The sequence below is a fragment of the Chryseobacterium oryctis genome, from assembly GCF_025971925.1.
Lineage (GTDB): Bacteria > Bacteroidota > Bacteroidia > Flavobacteriales > Weeksellaceae > Chryseobacterium > Chryseobacterium oryctis.
On the sequence record NZ_JAPDHV010000008.1, the window covers coordinates 76,148 to 88,643 of the forward strand.

The 12,496-nt window shown below is 30.8% G+C and carries 16 protein-coding genes and 1 riboswitch; of the genes, 9 read left to right on the plus strand and 7 right to left on the minus strand.

Annotation, left to right across the window (positions count from 1 at the left end; all coding sequences use genetic code 11):
- Positions 1 to 16: 16 nt before the first annotated feature.
- On the minus strand, positions 17 to 337 hold the full coding sequence (locus OH806_RS14940) for a helix-turn-helix transcriptional regulator (RefSeq protein ID WP_264744479.1): 321 nt from the start codon (positions 335 to 337) through the stop codon (positions 17 to 19).
- Positions 338 to 490: 153 nt separating this feature from the next.
- On the opposite strand from OH806_RS14940, the gene OH806_RS14945 reads away from it, so the two are divergent.
- From OH806_RS14945 to OH806_RS14970, 6 genes are all read left to right on the plus strand, one after another.
- Positions 491 to 700 carry a hypothetical protein gene (locus OH806_RS14945; RefSeq protein WP_264744480.1) on the plus strand — a complete coding sequence of 70 codons (210 nt, stop codon included), beginning with the start codon at positions 491 to 493 and terminating at the stop codon, positions 698 to 700.
- 212 nt (positions 701 to 912) lie between these two features.
- Positions 913 to 1,401, plus strand: coding sequence for a DUF6624 domain-containing protein (locus OH806_RS14950; protein WP_264744481.1), 489 nt, complete (start codon positions 913 to 915; stop codon positions 1,399 to 1,401).
- Complete coding sequence (gene gwsG / locus OH806_RS14955; protein ID WP_264744482.1) at positions 1,398 to 2,360, plus strand: grasp-with-spasm system ATP-grasp peptide maturase; 963 nt, start codon at positions 1,398 to 1,400, stop codon at positions 2,358 to 2,360. Before OH806_RS14950 ends, gwsG begins: the two co-directional genes overlap by 4 nt.
- A 3-nt stretch (positions 2,361 to 2,363) precedes the next feature.
- Positions 2,364 to 2,582, plus strand: a complete 219-nt coding sequence (locus tag OH806_RS14960) for a hypothetical protein (protein WP_264744483.1) — start codon at positions 2,364 to 2,366, stop codon at positions 2,580 to 2,582.
- Positions 2,579 to 3,601, plus strand: a complete 1,023-nt coding sequence (gene gwsS, locus OH806_RS14965; RefSeq protein ID WP_264744484.1) for a grasp-with-spasm system SPASM domain peptide maturase — start codon at positions 2,579 to 2,581, stop codon at positions 3,599 to 3,601. Before OH806_RS14960 ends, gwsS begins: the two co-directional genes overlap by 4 nt.
- A 287-nt stretch (positions 3,602 to 3,888) precedes the next feature.
- Complete coding sequence (locus OH806_RS14970) at positions 3,889 to 4,071, plus strand: hypothetical protein (protein WP_264744485.1); 183 nt, start codon at positions 3,889 to 3,891, stop codon at positions 4,069 to 4,071.
- A 94-nt stretch (positions 4,072 to 4,165) separates the two neighbouring features.
- Here the strand turns inward: OH806_RS14970 and OH806_RS14975 are convergent, their stop codons facing one another.
- The gene (locus OH806_RS14975) at positions 4,166 to 5,470 is read right to left on the minus strand and encodes a voltage-gated chloride channel family protein (protein ID WP_264744486.1); all 1,305 of its coding nucleotides are present in this window, start codon (positions 5,468 to 5,470) and stop codon (positions 4,166 to 4,168) included.
- Positions 5,471 to 5,501: 31 nt separating this feature from the next.
- Positions 5,502 to 5,569, minus strand: a riboswitch (Fluoride riboswitch).
- Between the two features lie 36 nt (positions 5,570 to 5,605).
- Entirely contained in the window at positions 5,606 to 6,073 is a 468-nt protein-coding gene (locus OH806_RS14980; RefSeq protein WP_264744487.1) for an acyl-CoA thioesterase, read from the minus strand.
- Positions 6,074 to 6,186: 113 nt separating this feature from the next.
- On the opposite strand from OH806_RS14980, the gene OH806_RS14985 reads away from it, so the two are divergent.
- Complete coding sequence (locus OH806_RS14985; protein ID WP_264744488.1) at positions 6,187 to 6,549, plus strand: arsenate reductase family protein; 363 nt, start codon at positions 6,187 to 6,189, stop codon at positions 6,547 to 6,549.
- Positions 6,550 to 6,628: 79 nt separating this feature from the next.
- Here the strand turns inward: OH806_RS14985 and OH806_RS14990 are convergent, their stop codons facing one another.
- The 4 genes from OH806_RS14990 to idi form a co-directional block, all read right to left on the minus strand.
- Entirely contained in the window at positions 6,629 to 8,377 is a 1,749-nt protein-coding gene (locus tag OH806_RS14990) for an alkaline phosphatase D family protein (protein WP_264744489.1), read from the minus strand.
- A gap of 219 nt (positions 8,378 to 8,596) precedes the next feature.
- Complete coding sequence (gene gcvT, locus OH806_RS14995; RefSeq protein WP_264744490.1) at positions 8,597 to 9,673, minus strand: glycine cleavage system aminomethyltransferase GcvT; 1,077 nt, start codon at positions 9,671 to 9,673, stop codon at positions 8,597 to 8,599.
- Between the two features lie 9 nt (positions 9,674 to 9,682).
- On the minus strand, positions 9,683 to 10,153 hold the full coding sequence (locus tag OH806_RS15000) for a hypothetical protein (protein WP_264744491.1): 471 nt from the start codon (positions 10,151 to 10,153) through the stop codon (positions 9,683 to 9,685).
- Positions 10,154 to 10,161: 8 nt separating this feature from the next.
- The gene (gene idi, locus OH806_RS15005; RefSeq protein WP_264744492.1) at positions 10,162 to 10,671 is read right to left on the minus strand and encodes an isopentenyl-diphosphate Delta-isomerase; all 510 of its coding nucleotides are present in this window, start codon (positions 10,669 to 10,671) and stop codon (positions 10,162 to 10,164) included.
- 303 nt (positions 10,672 to 10,974) lie between these two features.
- On the opposite strand from idi, the gene OH806_RS15010 reads away from it, so the two are divergent.
- Together OH806_RS15010 and OH806_RS15015 are read left to right on the plus strand one after the other, a co-directional pair.
- Positions 10,975 to 11,379 (plus strand): LNS2 domain-containing protein, encoded by a 405-nt coding sequence (locus OH806_RS15010; RefSeq protein ID WP_264744493.1) that lies wholly within the window; start codon positions 10,975 to 10,977, stop codon positions 11,377 to 11,379.
- 98 nt (positions 11,380 to 11,477) lie between these two features.
- Complete coding sequence (locus OH806_RS15015; protein WP_264744494.1) at positions 11,478 to 12,437, plus strand: D-2-hydroxyacid dehydrogenase; 960 nt, start codon at positions 11,478 to 11,480, stop codon at positions 12,435 to 12,437.
- Positions 12,438 to 12,496 lie beyond the last annotated feature (59 nt).

A 12,496-nucleotide genomic window follows, 5' to 3' on the forward strand; every position in this document is an offset into this window, starting at 1 on the left:
AAGGTTTTGTTTTAACTTAAGATTTTAAAATTCTAATTTCTTCTTTTAATTCTTCTACTTGTTTTTTCAGTAGATTGATATATTCTTGTTGATTCTCAAGAATAAATTCCGGAATATTGTAAAAGTGATTAATGACTTGATGGGTTGAATCATCTTCTTTGATTTCTTCTATTGTGGTATTCAGTGCTTTTGCCATGCGTTCCCATTCTTCATCAGAGATTTTAATTTCCCCTTTCTCCCTTCTTTGATATTGAGATTGTGTCATATGCAATATTTTAGCCATGCCTTCCTGTGTATATTTTTCCTTACGTGCTTTTATAAGCTTATTTTTTATCATATTTATGTTTTTTTTGATTTTGTAAATATATAAATATATCACATATGTGTTGAGATTCACATAAAATTCACATAAAAACTTTGAGATTATATCAATTATGCTTGATATATTTGATATGTCAATAAGGTACAAAACAATTTTAAAAAAATTATTATGAAAAATTTAAAGAAAAAAGACGAATTATTAAACAAGTTTCAAGCTTCAAAAATTGAAAGAGTTAAACTTGATAAAGTTTTAGGTGGACAGCAATTACCAACTTCTCCTACCGATATTCAAACAGGTCTAACATCGGATGGCAACCATGATAACATAAGTACTCCTGGAGATAATGGGTGGAAGGCTCTCTCTGATAACATTAATTAGAAATTATTCATGTAATAAGAGTTAAATCAACTTTGTCAAAGTTTTGGACTTTGTCAAAGTTTGTTCTTTTTTAGGTTTATTAAATATTACAATACAGTCTATAATCTTACTTTACAATAATGCTTGTAAAACTTAATTATATAATATTACTTCTTTTTCTTTGTTTTTCCGGATGTAAAAAATCGGATCAATATTCCGAAGTAAGAAAAACCTTGGAAAAGGTCTTAGAAGATGACCAAAAGTATAGAACTCCAATCTTCGATCGTATAAAACAAGCTCCCCTTGACAGAAAGAATGAGCAAATTGTGACCAAGATAATTGACAGTTTAGGTTGGTTGGGGAAAGATAAATTAGGCGAAGATGCTAATACTGCTTTGTTTGTAGCGATTCAACATGCTCGTGAACTATCAACAATGGAAAAGTACTTACCTATAATGAAAGAAGCTGTAAAAAAGGGAAATGCCGACAAAAGAAATTTGGCTTGCTTAATTGATAGAGTTGAATGGGCAAATGGTAGAAAGCAAATCTATGGAACACAATATTCAATGAGAGATAATGGAAAAGTTTTTATAGAAAATCTTATTGATTCATCAAATGTTAATGCGAGAAGAAAATCAATGAACCTGGATCCTATTGAAAATTATATTAGAGTATGTGATTCTTTAAACGAAATTGATAAAGCGTATATAAATAAAAAATGATAGTTATTTATACTGAAGATAATGACATAACCACAAACCTTGTGATTGACTGGCTTTCCATCTTATACGATGGGGAAATAAAAAGACTCAATACCGATTTTTTCAGGATGTCAAAGGAAGATTATTTCCTTGACATTAGTGAAAGTATAGGTGTAAAATCTATATGGTACAGAAGACCGGGAAGAAAACCACTGCCCATAAGAATGATACCAGAAAGATTATTTTCAGAAAACATTGCTAATAGAGACCTTGAATCAAGATTAATGCATTCTGCTAATAAAGAAATAGAGAATATTAATTCCTATGATATAACTTATAAATACAAAGCGGAAAATGTCTTGGGAGGTGCTTTAAAATATGAAGTTAATAAATTTGATGTTTTAAGGATAGCACATAGTATTGGAATAGATATTCCAAAATCTATACTCACTAATAGCAAATCTAAGCTAATTGATTTTTTTAATGAATGCAATGGGGAAATCATCTCTAAAATGCACGATATGTTGTTGTGTGATATTAATGAGACGCATTGTACCTATGCAACTTACACAGAAAAAATAGAATTAAGCTTTATTAATGAACTGCCTGATTATTTTTTTATCGGGCACTTTCAGGAAAAATTAGAAAAAGCCTATGAAATAAGAGTTTTTTATTTAGATGGAGAACTCTATTCCATGGCTATGTTTTCTCAAAAAAATCAACGAACAACGGTTGATTTCAGAAGATATGATAGAAAAAGAATGAACAGACGTGTGCCTTATCAATTACCCTCTACTCTGGAAGACCGTATTCGTTTGTTAATGAAAGAATTGAATTTAAATTGCGCTTCTTTAGATATAGTAAAAACAAAGGACAAGTATGTTTTTTTAGAAGTTAATCCCGTTGGGCAGTTTGGCTTTGTTTCCGGTGCATGTAATTATCACTTGCACAAAAAAATTGCCGAATATTTAATACGATAAATAATGAAAAAAATAAATAATAAAAAAAAAGAGTTTATTACTCTTTTTACAGATGAAAGCTATAAACACCTTCCAATAAATTATCATTTGATAAGAAATGTGTATTATACCAAAGAAGAAGTGAAGCGTTTTAATCTGCATTATTCAGCACACAGCCCCTTTCATCAAACAACAGTTTATGATATTTTTCATAATCATAAGCCAATAACCAATATCGTATGAATAGTTTTTTTAATTTGTATGCCAATTGTTTACCTGTTAAGGGTGGTGAGGAAAGTATAATCGTGGACTTACAAAATAATGAATACATCAATATCCCGAACCTGTTGGGCGAGGTTCTTAAAAAAACAAGCATTTATACAGTAAATGAAATTAAAAATTTCTTCAATAATGATCTGAATGATGGTATAGACCATTATTTTAAATATTTGAATACAATAGATTATGGTTTTTTCCTTGATAATCCTGAAAATTTTCCTGAACTTAATTTAGATTGGTATTCTCCTTTGAGGGTAAATAATGCAATCCTGGAAATAAACGAAAACTGCAACTACAATTATATTTCAGTAATTAAAGAATTAGGTTCTTTGGGGTGTTCAAGCATACAAATTAGGATTGGTAAATCAAATGTTGCTGATATTATCTCTGAAATTATTAATGTCATTCGAATGTCAAGAATTAGAAGCGTTGAAATTTTACTTCCCGAAACTTTGTTTGATATTTCTTTTGTAAATTATATGGAAGATATTGAAAATAGAATTTCTTTATTTGTGGTTCACAGTGCTGCTGACGAAAATTTAATAAAAGAATCATATAAAAAATCAAAATTTTATAAACAAAAAAAACTTTTGTTTACTTCAAAAATTGTAAATAGCGCAACAACAGACATAATAAGTAAAGAAAATTTCATAATTAATATGGATTTCTTTTGCGAAGCTCAAAAGTACAATGTTGCTTTAAATAGAAAAGTTTGTATAGACAATGAAGGAAATTTTAAAAATTTTCTTGCGCATAGAAATACTTTTGGTAATTTTAATAGTAAAAGCATTACAGAGTTAATTGAAGATTCTGATTTTACTAAAAAATGGTTTATTAATAATAATAGTATAGATATTTGTAAAGACTGTCAGTTTCGTTATATATGCTTTGATAATTCCGATATTGAATTTAATGGTTCTTCATGGAGAAAATTAAGTCAGTGTCCATTTGATCCATACACAAATAAATGGAAAACAACATAAGATATTATAAAAAGACCTTTCAAAATTTGAAGGTTTTTTTTGTTTTTAAAGGTGAAATCTATTGTTGAAAAAATATTTGGTATAAGTATAATAACGATTTTAAATTTATAGAATAAATAAAGTTTGTTTAAGAAATAATTATGATGTGTTTTTCGTTTAAGGTAAAATAAGTAATACAATATAAATTGATTATGAAATTTAAACTTAAGTTAAGTTTAAAATAATTAATATTTGTTTAACTTTGAAATACACTAAAACTATATTATTAATCTCAAAAAAATCAAATCATGTCACAAGAAATTTTGAAAAATGCCAAAAGATTAAAGAAAAACGACCTTAAAAACATTTCTGGAGGAATAATTATCGGGCCACCAGATTTATCTCTGTGCGGATGTAGCTGTACAGGAGCTGTTACAGGTCCTAAATATTGCCTAGACTACATTCGTTGTACACAAGTTATTACTTGCTAAATTGACGTTTAAACAGAATTATTTCAATTGAAATAAGCATTTCCACATTTATTATGCAAAAACCTTTTGGGATACCAAAAGGTTTTTGTTATTCTCATAAATCAGAAATATTTTTATTCTGATAACTTTCGTATCTTTTACTCTTTGCTTCTCCAATTTTTTGTTTTGAATAAATACTGCTATGTCCTGAAAACAAATAAGAAACAACACAAGCAATTGCTATATAAACTCCACTTTCTGCACCAAACAATTCAATCCCCATCAGCATACAAGCCAGAGGTGTATTTGTGGCTCCGGCAAAAACAGCAACAAACCCCATTCCTGCCAATAATCCGAAAGGAAGCGGAATAAATAGGGATAAAGCACTCCCTAAAGTTGCCCCGATGAAGAACAAAGGAGTTACTTCTCCGCCTTTAAAACCTGCCGAAAGGGTAATTATTGTAAAAATCATTTTTAAAGCAAAATCATAAACAGGAAGTTGTGTCTTGAAAGATTCTAAAATTGTCGGAATTCCCAAACCTATATATTTTGTAGTTCCTATCATAAAAACAGCAATTGCAACGATAGTTCCTCCAATTACAGGGTGTAACGGAGAGTATTTTATGTTAGATTTAAAAACTGTGCTTAACCAATGAAGCGTTTTGCTAAATGCAGCAGCACAGAATCCAAAAATAATACCTGCTAAAATGCTGTATAAAAAATATGAAAAATCAAATTTTGGAATGAAATCAATATGATAATGAGTATGTTTTACATTCCAGAGATTAGTTGTCCGGTCTGCAATAATTGCTGATGCAAAAGCAGGAAACATAGCATTGTAACGAATTTTGCCAATCAGAAAAACTTCAAGACCAAAAACTGCTCCGGCTAAAGGAGTACCGAAAACGGAACCAAAACCTGCTGCAATAGCAGAAATAATTAAAGTTCTTCTCTCGTTTTTGTCTAACTTAAAAGGTTTGGTAAATTGGTCTGCAATAGCTCCAGCCATTTGAAGTGCAGTTCCTTCACGACCTGCCGAACCACCAAAAAAATGAGTGACAATAGTTCCTAAATAAACAAAAGGAGCCATTTTGAATGGGATAGTTGCCTTTGGATTGTGAATATTTTCTATCAGTAAATTATTTCCGGCTTCAATGTCTTTCCCAAAATGATAATATAAAAGACCAATCAAAAATCCTGTAACGGGTAAAAATGCTATTAACCAAATATGTTTTTCTCGAAAATTGGTAACCCATTCTAATGATTGTAAAAATCCTGCTGATGCAGAACCGATTAAAACTCCAATGATAAGACTAATAAAAAGCCATTTGAAAATATAAGGCAGAGCGGGAAATTTTCGAAAGAAAATTTTAAACTGAAAAAAAACTTTATTGCTTATTGTTCTTTGATTTTTAGACATACTAATCCTGATTAATTACTGTTAATAATTTATTTAATCAGGCGTCATCAGCTTCTGAAAAGCGGTTGGGTAAGGAAGAGCACCATTTCCTTTTGTGATGCAAATATAAATATTATTTGAATTATTTTGATTTTTTTATAAAAAAGGTTTCATTTCATCTTCAATTTGAGTTCTTAGTTCCATAAGACGAATTGCATATTGTTCTTTTTGCTTGTCCTCTGTTGTTTCAGGAACCCATTTAGGAACAGGGAGCTTTTTTCCGTTTTCGTCTACCGCTACAAAAACAATGATGCAATGTGTTTTTTTATCAAATTTTGGCTGTTTCAGATTTCTTGAAAATACGTTGATGGAGATATGCATACTTGATGAACCTGTATAAATCACCTGAGCTTCAACTTTTACGATTTCGCCAATTTTTATCGGTTCGTAAAAACGTATTCCTCCAACATAAACAGTCACTGAATAATTTCCGCTCCAAGTAGTTGCGCAGGCATATCCAGCCTGATCAATCCATTTCATTACACTTCCTCCGTGTACGTTTCCTCCATAATTAACATCTGAAGGTTCTGATATGAATTGGAAGGTGATAGGTTTATTATCCATTTTCTGCTATTTTAAAAAACATACTTAATAATTTCGGATATTTTAGATTAAATCCTACTTTTGAAGCATTAAAATTATAAGTGAATTTAATAAATAATTATATAATAGATACAATGAAAAAAGTATTTTATCTTAATACTTGTGGTACCTGCAAGAAAATTTTAGCTGAATTTGACCTTACAGACTGGGAACTTCGTGAGATAAAGAAAGAGCCTATCACTAAAGAAGAACTTGCTGAAATGTATAAGAAAACAAAATCTTATGAAGCATTATTTAGCAAAAAATCTACTCAGATTAAATTAAGAGAGCTTGATGTAAAGTCTTTAGATGAAAAAGATTTTCAAAAACTGTTGTTGGAGCATTATACATTTTTAAAACGTCCGGTTTTTATTACTGATAAAGAAATATTTATTGGGAATGACAAGAAAAATGTGGAAGCCTTGAGATTGTTTTTTGGAGTGGAAGTAAAGGATTAATAGAAGTTATTGATTATAGATACAAGAGCTGTAGAATATTTTACAGCTCTTTTTATATTAAAATTAAATGATTTTAGAATTAAGTGATTGTATGTGTTTTTTCGGTTACAATATTATAAGTTTCTGAAAATACATTGTCTACAAATCTCCATTCAGCATGAGTACTTCCAGAAGTGAATTCTACATGTAGATATCCTCTTTTATAAAGATTAGCATACTCAAGATCGTCTATGAGTAACGAAAATGCCTGAGCCAGTTCTATAGCTTGTGTAGGATCGGAAGTAATACCAAGATATCCTTCCAATCCGGGAGAAGAAACTGAACTACATGCAAGTTCTGTCCCAATAAAATTTCCTTGAGCATTGGTAAGTTTTCCTAACCATGCATTGTGGGTATCTCCTGCAAGAACGACTACTTTTTTTCCTGCAAGAATAGAGTATAGCTGTTCTCTTTCCATAAAATAGCCGTCCCATGCGTCAAGATTATAAGGTAAAGTTGTTGTGATTCTTGCTATTTCCTGAGGTGTAAGAGTAGGATCTTGTTGTTGATATCTCATTTTGAGAATAATAAGCTGAGAAATTGTGCTTTTAAGTAATTGCATTGTAGAAGGCTGTGCGCTTCCAAACTGTTTTATTTCTGTCAGAATTTTATTTAATAACATTAGCATTTCTGCAGGAATCATCATTTTAGTCATTAAAATCTGCTGTCCCAAAACTTTCCATTTTGTTGTATCTGTATTGATTTGTGAGCCAAGCCATGACATCTGTTCATTTCCTATTAATTTTCTGCTGGTACTTAAAAAGTCTGTTTTAAATTGTACCTGATTAAAGTTTCCGTCAGCATCCAGATAATCTGAATATTCAAGTTGTTTATCTCTCGCTATAACCCTCGTATCTAACATATAAAGCGAAACAATATTTCCAAAATTGAAACTTCTGTATATTCTCAAATCCTTTCCTGTTTTCAAAGGAATGTATTCGCTGTAAGCCTGAAATGCTGCCATTTTTCTAGCCTGAAAATCACCTTCGTTAGGTTGATGGTTTTCCGCACCGGATTTATAGGTATCATTGGCAAATTCATGGTCATCCCACACGCAGATAAATGGTTTTTTCTGATGCAAAAGCATTAGGTTTTTATCTTCTCTGTATTGTCTGTATCTTTCTCTGTAATCGTTTAAGGTAAGAATTTCTCGTGCCGGTTTATGTGTTCTTCCTAGTTGATTGGTATAAGGATTTGTCCCATACTGTCCTGGAGCATATTCATAGATGTAATCTCCAAGATGAACTACTACATCCGAATCAGACTGAGCTATAGCTTCATATACATTAAAAAGTCCTGCCGGAAAGTTGGAACAGGAAACGACTGCCATTTTTACTTCATTTACTGAATCTGTTTTTGAAGGTAAGGTAATTGTTTCTCCTATGATACTGCTTTCTTTAGTTTTACGATTATAAAATCTATAATAATATTTTGTGTGGGAAGGAATGTTTTGTACATCTACTGCGACTGTGAAATCATTTAGAGATGTTACATTTGCTTTTCCTGTTCTTACAGTATCGGAAAAATTACTGTTTTTGCTTATTTCCCAAGTAATTTCGGCATCAACACCTACAGAATATCTTGTCCAGATAATCACTCCTGTTTCTGAAGGGTCAAAACTTGCTACCCCTGTATCAAATCCCGTGTTTTTTAGATCATTCGGAGTGTTTTCTGTATTGGTGAAATCGTTTATACAACTTTCAATTAAAGGAGCAATAAAAACTCCTCCCGCTGCAATTAATGAATTTTTAAGAAATTTTCTTCTGTTGATTGAATTGTTGTTGTCCATCAATTATTTTTTGTTACAAAAAAAGAAAATCGAAAGATGAAACTTATTAACTCATCTTTAATTATATCTTATGATTTTTTAACTTAATGAGGTATTAATGAGGGTAATTTTAATTATTGTTTGAAATGAATAGTGGGGTTTTCTTGTAAATTTCGATGGAAAGGATAACAAAAAAACCGCAGAAATATTCTGCGGTTTCTATATTTTAGTATATTCAAATTATACAAAAGGAGCTTTTACTACTTTTGCAGGGATATTTTTATTTCTTACCTGAATGAATATTTCAGAACCTAATTTGAAGTGTGGTTTATCAACATAAGCTAATCCTAAACCAACTTTTTTCATTGGAGATTGAGTTCCTGAAGTTACTTTTCCGATCACGTTTCCTTCAGCATCTACAACAGGGTAATCGTGTCTTGGGACACCTTTATCTGTTAGCTCAAAACCAACTAGTTTTCTTGTAACACCTTCCTCTTTTTGTTTAGCGAAAACTTCTTTGGAAACAAAATCTTTATCAAATTTAGTAATCCAACCTAGTCCAGCTTCAATTGGTGAAGTTGTATCATCAATATCATTTCCGTAAAGACAGAACCCTTTTTCAAGTCTTAAAGTGTCTCTTGCTGCCAATCCGCATGGGATAATTCCTTCTGATTCACCTGCTTTGATAATTTCGTCCCAAAGTTTTTCAGCATCTTCATTTTTGAAATAAATTTCAAAACCACCACTTCCTGTATATCCTGTGTTAGAAATAATTACATCATTAACTCCAGCAACAGAGCCTACTGTAAAATTGTAGTAAGGAATTTCAGAAAGGTTAGTTTCTGTAAGCTTTTGAAGAATTTCAGTTGCTTTCGGACCTTGGATTGCTAATAGAGACATGTCGTCAGAAGCATTCGTCATTTTAGCTCCAAAAGTATTGTATTTTGAAATATGATTCCAGTCTTTTTCAATGTTTGAAGCATTTACAACAACGAAATATTTATCATCTTCCATTTTGTAAACAATAAGGTCGTCTACAATGCCTCCGTTTTCGTTTGGAAGGCAAGAATATTGAGCTTTTCCGTTTTCTAAAGTATCTACATTGTTTGTTGTAACCAACTGTAAAAGTTCTTTAGAACCAGCACCTTCAATAAAAAATTGTCCCATGTGAGAAACATCAAATAATCCTGCTTTTTCTCTTACTGCAAAATGTTCTTCTGTAACTCCAGAATATTGAACAGGCATTTCAAAACCTGCAAAAGGTACGATTTTAGCTCCTAAAGAAACGTGTTTGTCGTACAAGGCTGTTTTCTTCATATTTAATTTTTATTTCTTTATTTTAAAACTGTTAAAAGTTTCGTTAAAAAGTGACATATAATTTCCGTTCCAGAATTTTTGACCACAATTGATGGAAATCAGATACAAATCTTTATCCTTTTGAAAAACTTTAGTTATCCAGAAGAGTTTATCTTTTTCATCAAAATATTCGTAAAAATACTCTGTATAACCTTTTTTTCCTTTGTTGCTTTTTATTTTGCTTTCATCGTCAGAAGATTTATAAAGAGCAAGGATGAATTTTTTTGTTTTCTCTTTCGGGAGAATCAAATCATGGTATTCAGAAATGGTAATTGCTCCGATTTCACTAGTAGGGAAAATGTTTACAATATCGTTGTCATTAGTAGATTTCCATCCATCAGGAACTTGTATTGTATAATTTTGTGTATCATAAGTTGTAACTTTTTGGGCAAAGGCAAAAAATCCCGCTAAAAATGTTAAAACTAATATTCCTTTTTTCATCATATTAATTAAAAATGGTGTTTATATTCTTCCAAAATGATTTTGAACCATTCTGTGAAATTTTCAGGATTTTCAGACATTTCGTTGTCTAAATCTTGCATAGAAATATATTTTACTTCTTCAACTTCATCTTTGTTTAAATTAAAATCATCATCATAATTTCCTACAAAAACATGGTCTAATTCATGTTCCCAAAGTCCACCACCAACATCAGCTTTATAAATGAAATTGAATTTTTCTGATAGTTCAGTTTCAATACCCAATTCTTCTTTCAGTCTGCGTTTGGCTCCTTCAAGATAAGTTTCCCCACTTTTAGGGTGTGAACACACGGCATTAGTCCATTTCAATGGTGAATGGTATTTATTTGCAGCTCTTTTTTGTAAAAGCATTTCACCTTTATCGTTGAATAAAAAAACAGAAAAAGCACGATGCAACAAACCATTAATATGAGCTTGTTGTTTTTCCATTAGTCCTAAAATTTCATCTTGAGGGTTTACTAAAACTACCAATTCTTCCATTTCTACAAATGTAAGTGTAATAAATGTATTTTGGAAATTTTTGGTTAAACATCATAAATTTTGTAGAAAAGAACAAGGGAATAAGATTTTCACTTGATATTAGATTGAAAAATTTGAGGATATTTGAAGGTGAATGTGATTAATTAAAAAAAAGAAAAATTTCAATTAGAATTGAATAAAACAGAATAAAAAGTTAATTTTATTCTTTAAAATATAAATTTTAATGTAAAAAAATAATTAAAATTAAGTTTCGTTATAGTTTTTGAAAGTAAAAAGCGTAACTTTGCAACTCAATTTTTTACGATGGAATTAGAGTACATAGAGCATATAAGTCCAATTCTGAAGGACGGAATAAAAAATTATCTAATTGACATAGATGGAACAATTACAGAAGATGTTCCAAATGAAGAGCCGGAGAGAATGGTGACTTGTGAGCCTTTTCCTGATGCGTTGGAAACTATCAACAGATGGTATGATGAAGGTCACCAAATTTGTTTTTTTACTTCAAGAACTGAAAATTTAAAACAAATTACGATTGATTGGTTGGATAAGCATGGCTTCAAATATCACAGTGTACTCTGTGGAAAGCCAAGAGGAGGAAATTATCACTGGATTGATAATCACTTGGTGAGAGCTACAAGATACAAAGGTAAGTTTACAGATCTTGTAGAAAAACAAGTTACAATTGAAGTTTTTAAAGAGGATTAAAAAAAATATAATTGAAGATTTAAAAATTAAAACGATTAAAGCAAATGCTTTTCTTTTAGTTTTTAAATCTTTTTGTTTTTAAATATATATTGGTATTTATGAAAGTTTTAGCAAACGATGGTTTAGATCAATCTGGGATTGATGCACTGACTGAAAAAGGATTTGAAGTAATTACAACTAAAGTTCCGCAGGAATTTTTGGTAGATTACATTAATGAACACAAAATCCGTACAATTTTGGTACGTAGTGCTACACAAGTAAGAAAAGACATTATTGATAATTGTCCTTCTTTGGAAATAATTGGTAGAGGAGGTGTAGGTATGGATAATATTGATGTAGATTATGCAAGAGAGAAAGGGATTCATGTTATCAATACACCTTCTGCATCATCAGAATCGGTTGCTGAGCTGGTTTTTGCACATTTGTTTTCAGGAGCAAGATTTTTACAGGATTCAAATAGAAAAATGCCTTTAGTGGGTGATACTGAGTTTGCTAATCTTAAAAAATCTTATGCTGCAGGTATCGAATTGAAAGGAAAAACAATCGGTATTGTGGGAATGGGAAGAATTGGTCAAGAAGTTGCAAAAATTGCTTTAGGACTTGGTATGAGAGTTATTGCTGCGGATAATAATGTTGGTAGAGCAAGTATTAAGGTGAAGTTTTATAATAATCAGTTTATTAACGTAGATATTGAAACAGAACCGCTTCAGGATGTTTTAAAACATTCAGATTTTATCACACTTCATGTTCCTGCTCAAAAAGACGGATATATGATTGGAAAAAGTGAATTTGAAATCATGAAAGATGGGGTAGCAATTGTAAACTGCTCAAGAGGTGGAGTTATTGATGAAGCTGCCCTAATTGAAGCTTTAGATTCAGGGAAAGTAAGATTTGCTGGGCTTGATGTATTTATTAACGAGCCAACTCCTTCAAAAGAGATTTTAAATCATGCTAAGATTTCTCTTACTCCTCATACAGGAGCATCTACTTTGGAAGCTCAAGATAGAATCGGACTTTCTTTAGCTGAACAAATTTCAAGTATTTTGCAGATTCATTAATCTGAAAAATCCGGAATTAAAAACATAAAAAACACCTCGAACTGAGGTGTTTTCATGTT

Coding starts and splice junctions, on each gene's coding strand:
- OH806_RS14940 (WP_264744479.1), bottom strand. CDS start 337: ATGATAAAAAATAAGCTTATAAAAGCACGTAAGGAAAAATATACACAG.
- OH806_RS14945 (WP_264744480.1), top strand. CDS start 491: ATGAAAAATTTAAAGAAAAAAGACGAATTATTAAACAAGTTTCAAGCT.
- gwsG (WP_264744482.1), top strand. CDS start 1,398: ATGATAGTTATTTATACTGAAGATAATGACATAACCACAAACCTTGTG.
- OH806_RS14960 (WP_264744483.1), top strand. CDS start 2,364: ATGAAAAAAATAAATAATAAAAAAAAAGAGTTTATTACTCTTTTTACA.
- gwsS (WP_264744484.1), top strand. CDS start 2,579: ATGAATAGTTTTTTTAATTTGTATGCCAATTGTTTACCTGTTAAGGGT.
- OH806_RS14970 (WP_264744485.1), top strand. CDS start 3,889: ATGTCACAAGAAATTTTGAAAAATGCCAAAAGATTAAAGAAAAACGAC.
- OH806_RS14975 (WP_264744486.1), bottom strand. CDS start 5,470: ATGTCTAAAAATCAAAGAACAATAAGCAATAAAGTTTTTTTTCAGTTT.
- OH806_RS14980 (WP_264744487.1), bottom strand. CDS start 6,073: ATGGATAATAAACCTATCACCTTCCAATTCATATCAGAACCTTCAGAT.
- OH806_RS14985 (WP_264744488.1), top strand. CDS start 6,187: ATGAAAAAAGTATTTTATCTTAATACTTGTGGTACCTGCAAGAAAATT.
- OH806_RS14990 (WP_264744489.1), bottom strand. CDS start 8,377: ATGGACAACAACAATTCAATCAACAGAAGAAAATTTCTTAAAAATTCA.
- gcvT (WP_264744490.1), bottom strand. CDS start 9,673: ATGAAGAAAACAGCCTTGTACGACAAACACGTTTCTTTAGGAGCTAAA.
- OH806_RS15000 (WP_264744491.1), bottom strand. CDS start 10,153: ATGAAAAAAGGAATATTAGTTTTAACATTTTTAGCGGGATTTTTTGCC.
- idi (WP_264744492.1), bottom strand. CDS start 10,671: ATGGAAGAATTGGTAGTTTTAGTAAACCCTCAAGATGAAATTTTAGGA.
- OH806_RS15010 (WP_264744493.1), top strand. CDS start 10,975: ATGGAATTAGAGTACATAGAGCATATAAGTCCAATTCTGAAGGACGGA.
- OH806_RS15015 (WP_264744494.1), top strand. CDS start 11,478: ATGAAAGTTTTAGCAAACGATGGTTTAGATCAATCTGGGATTGATGCA.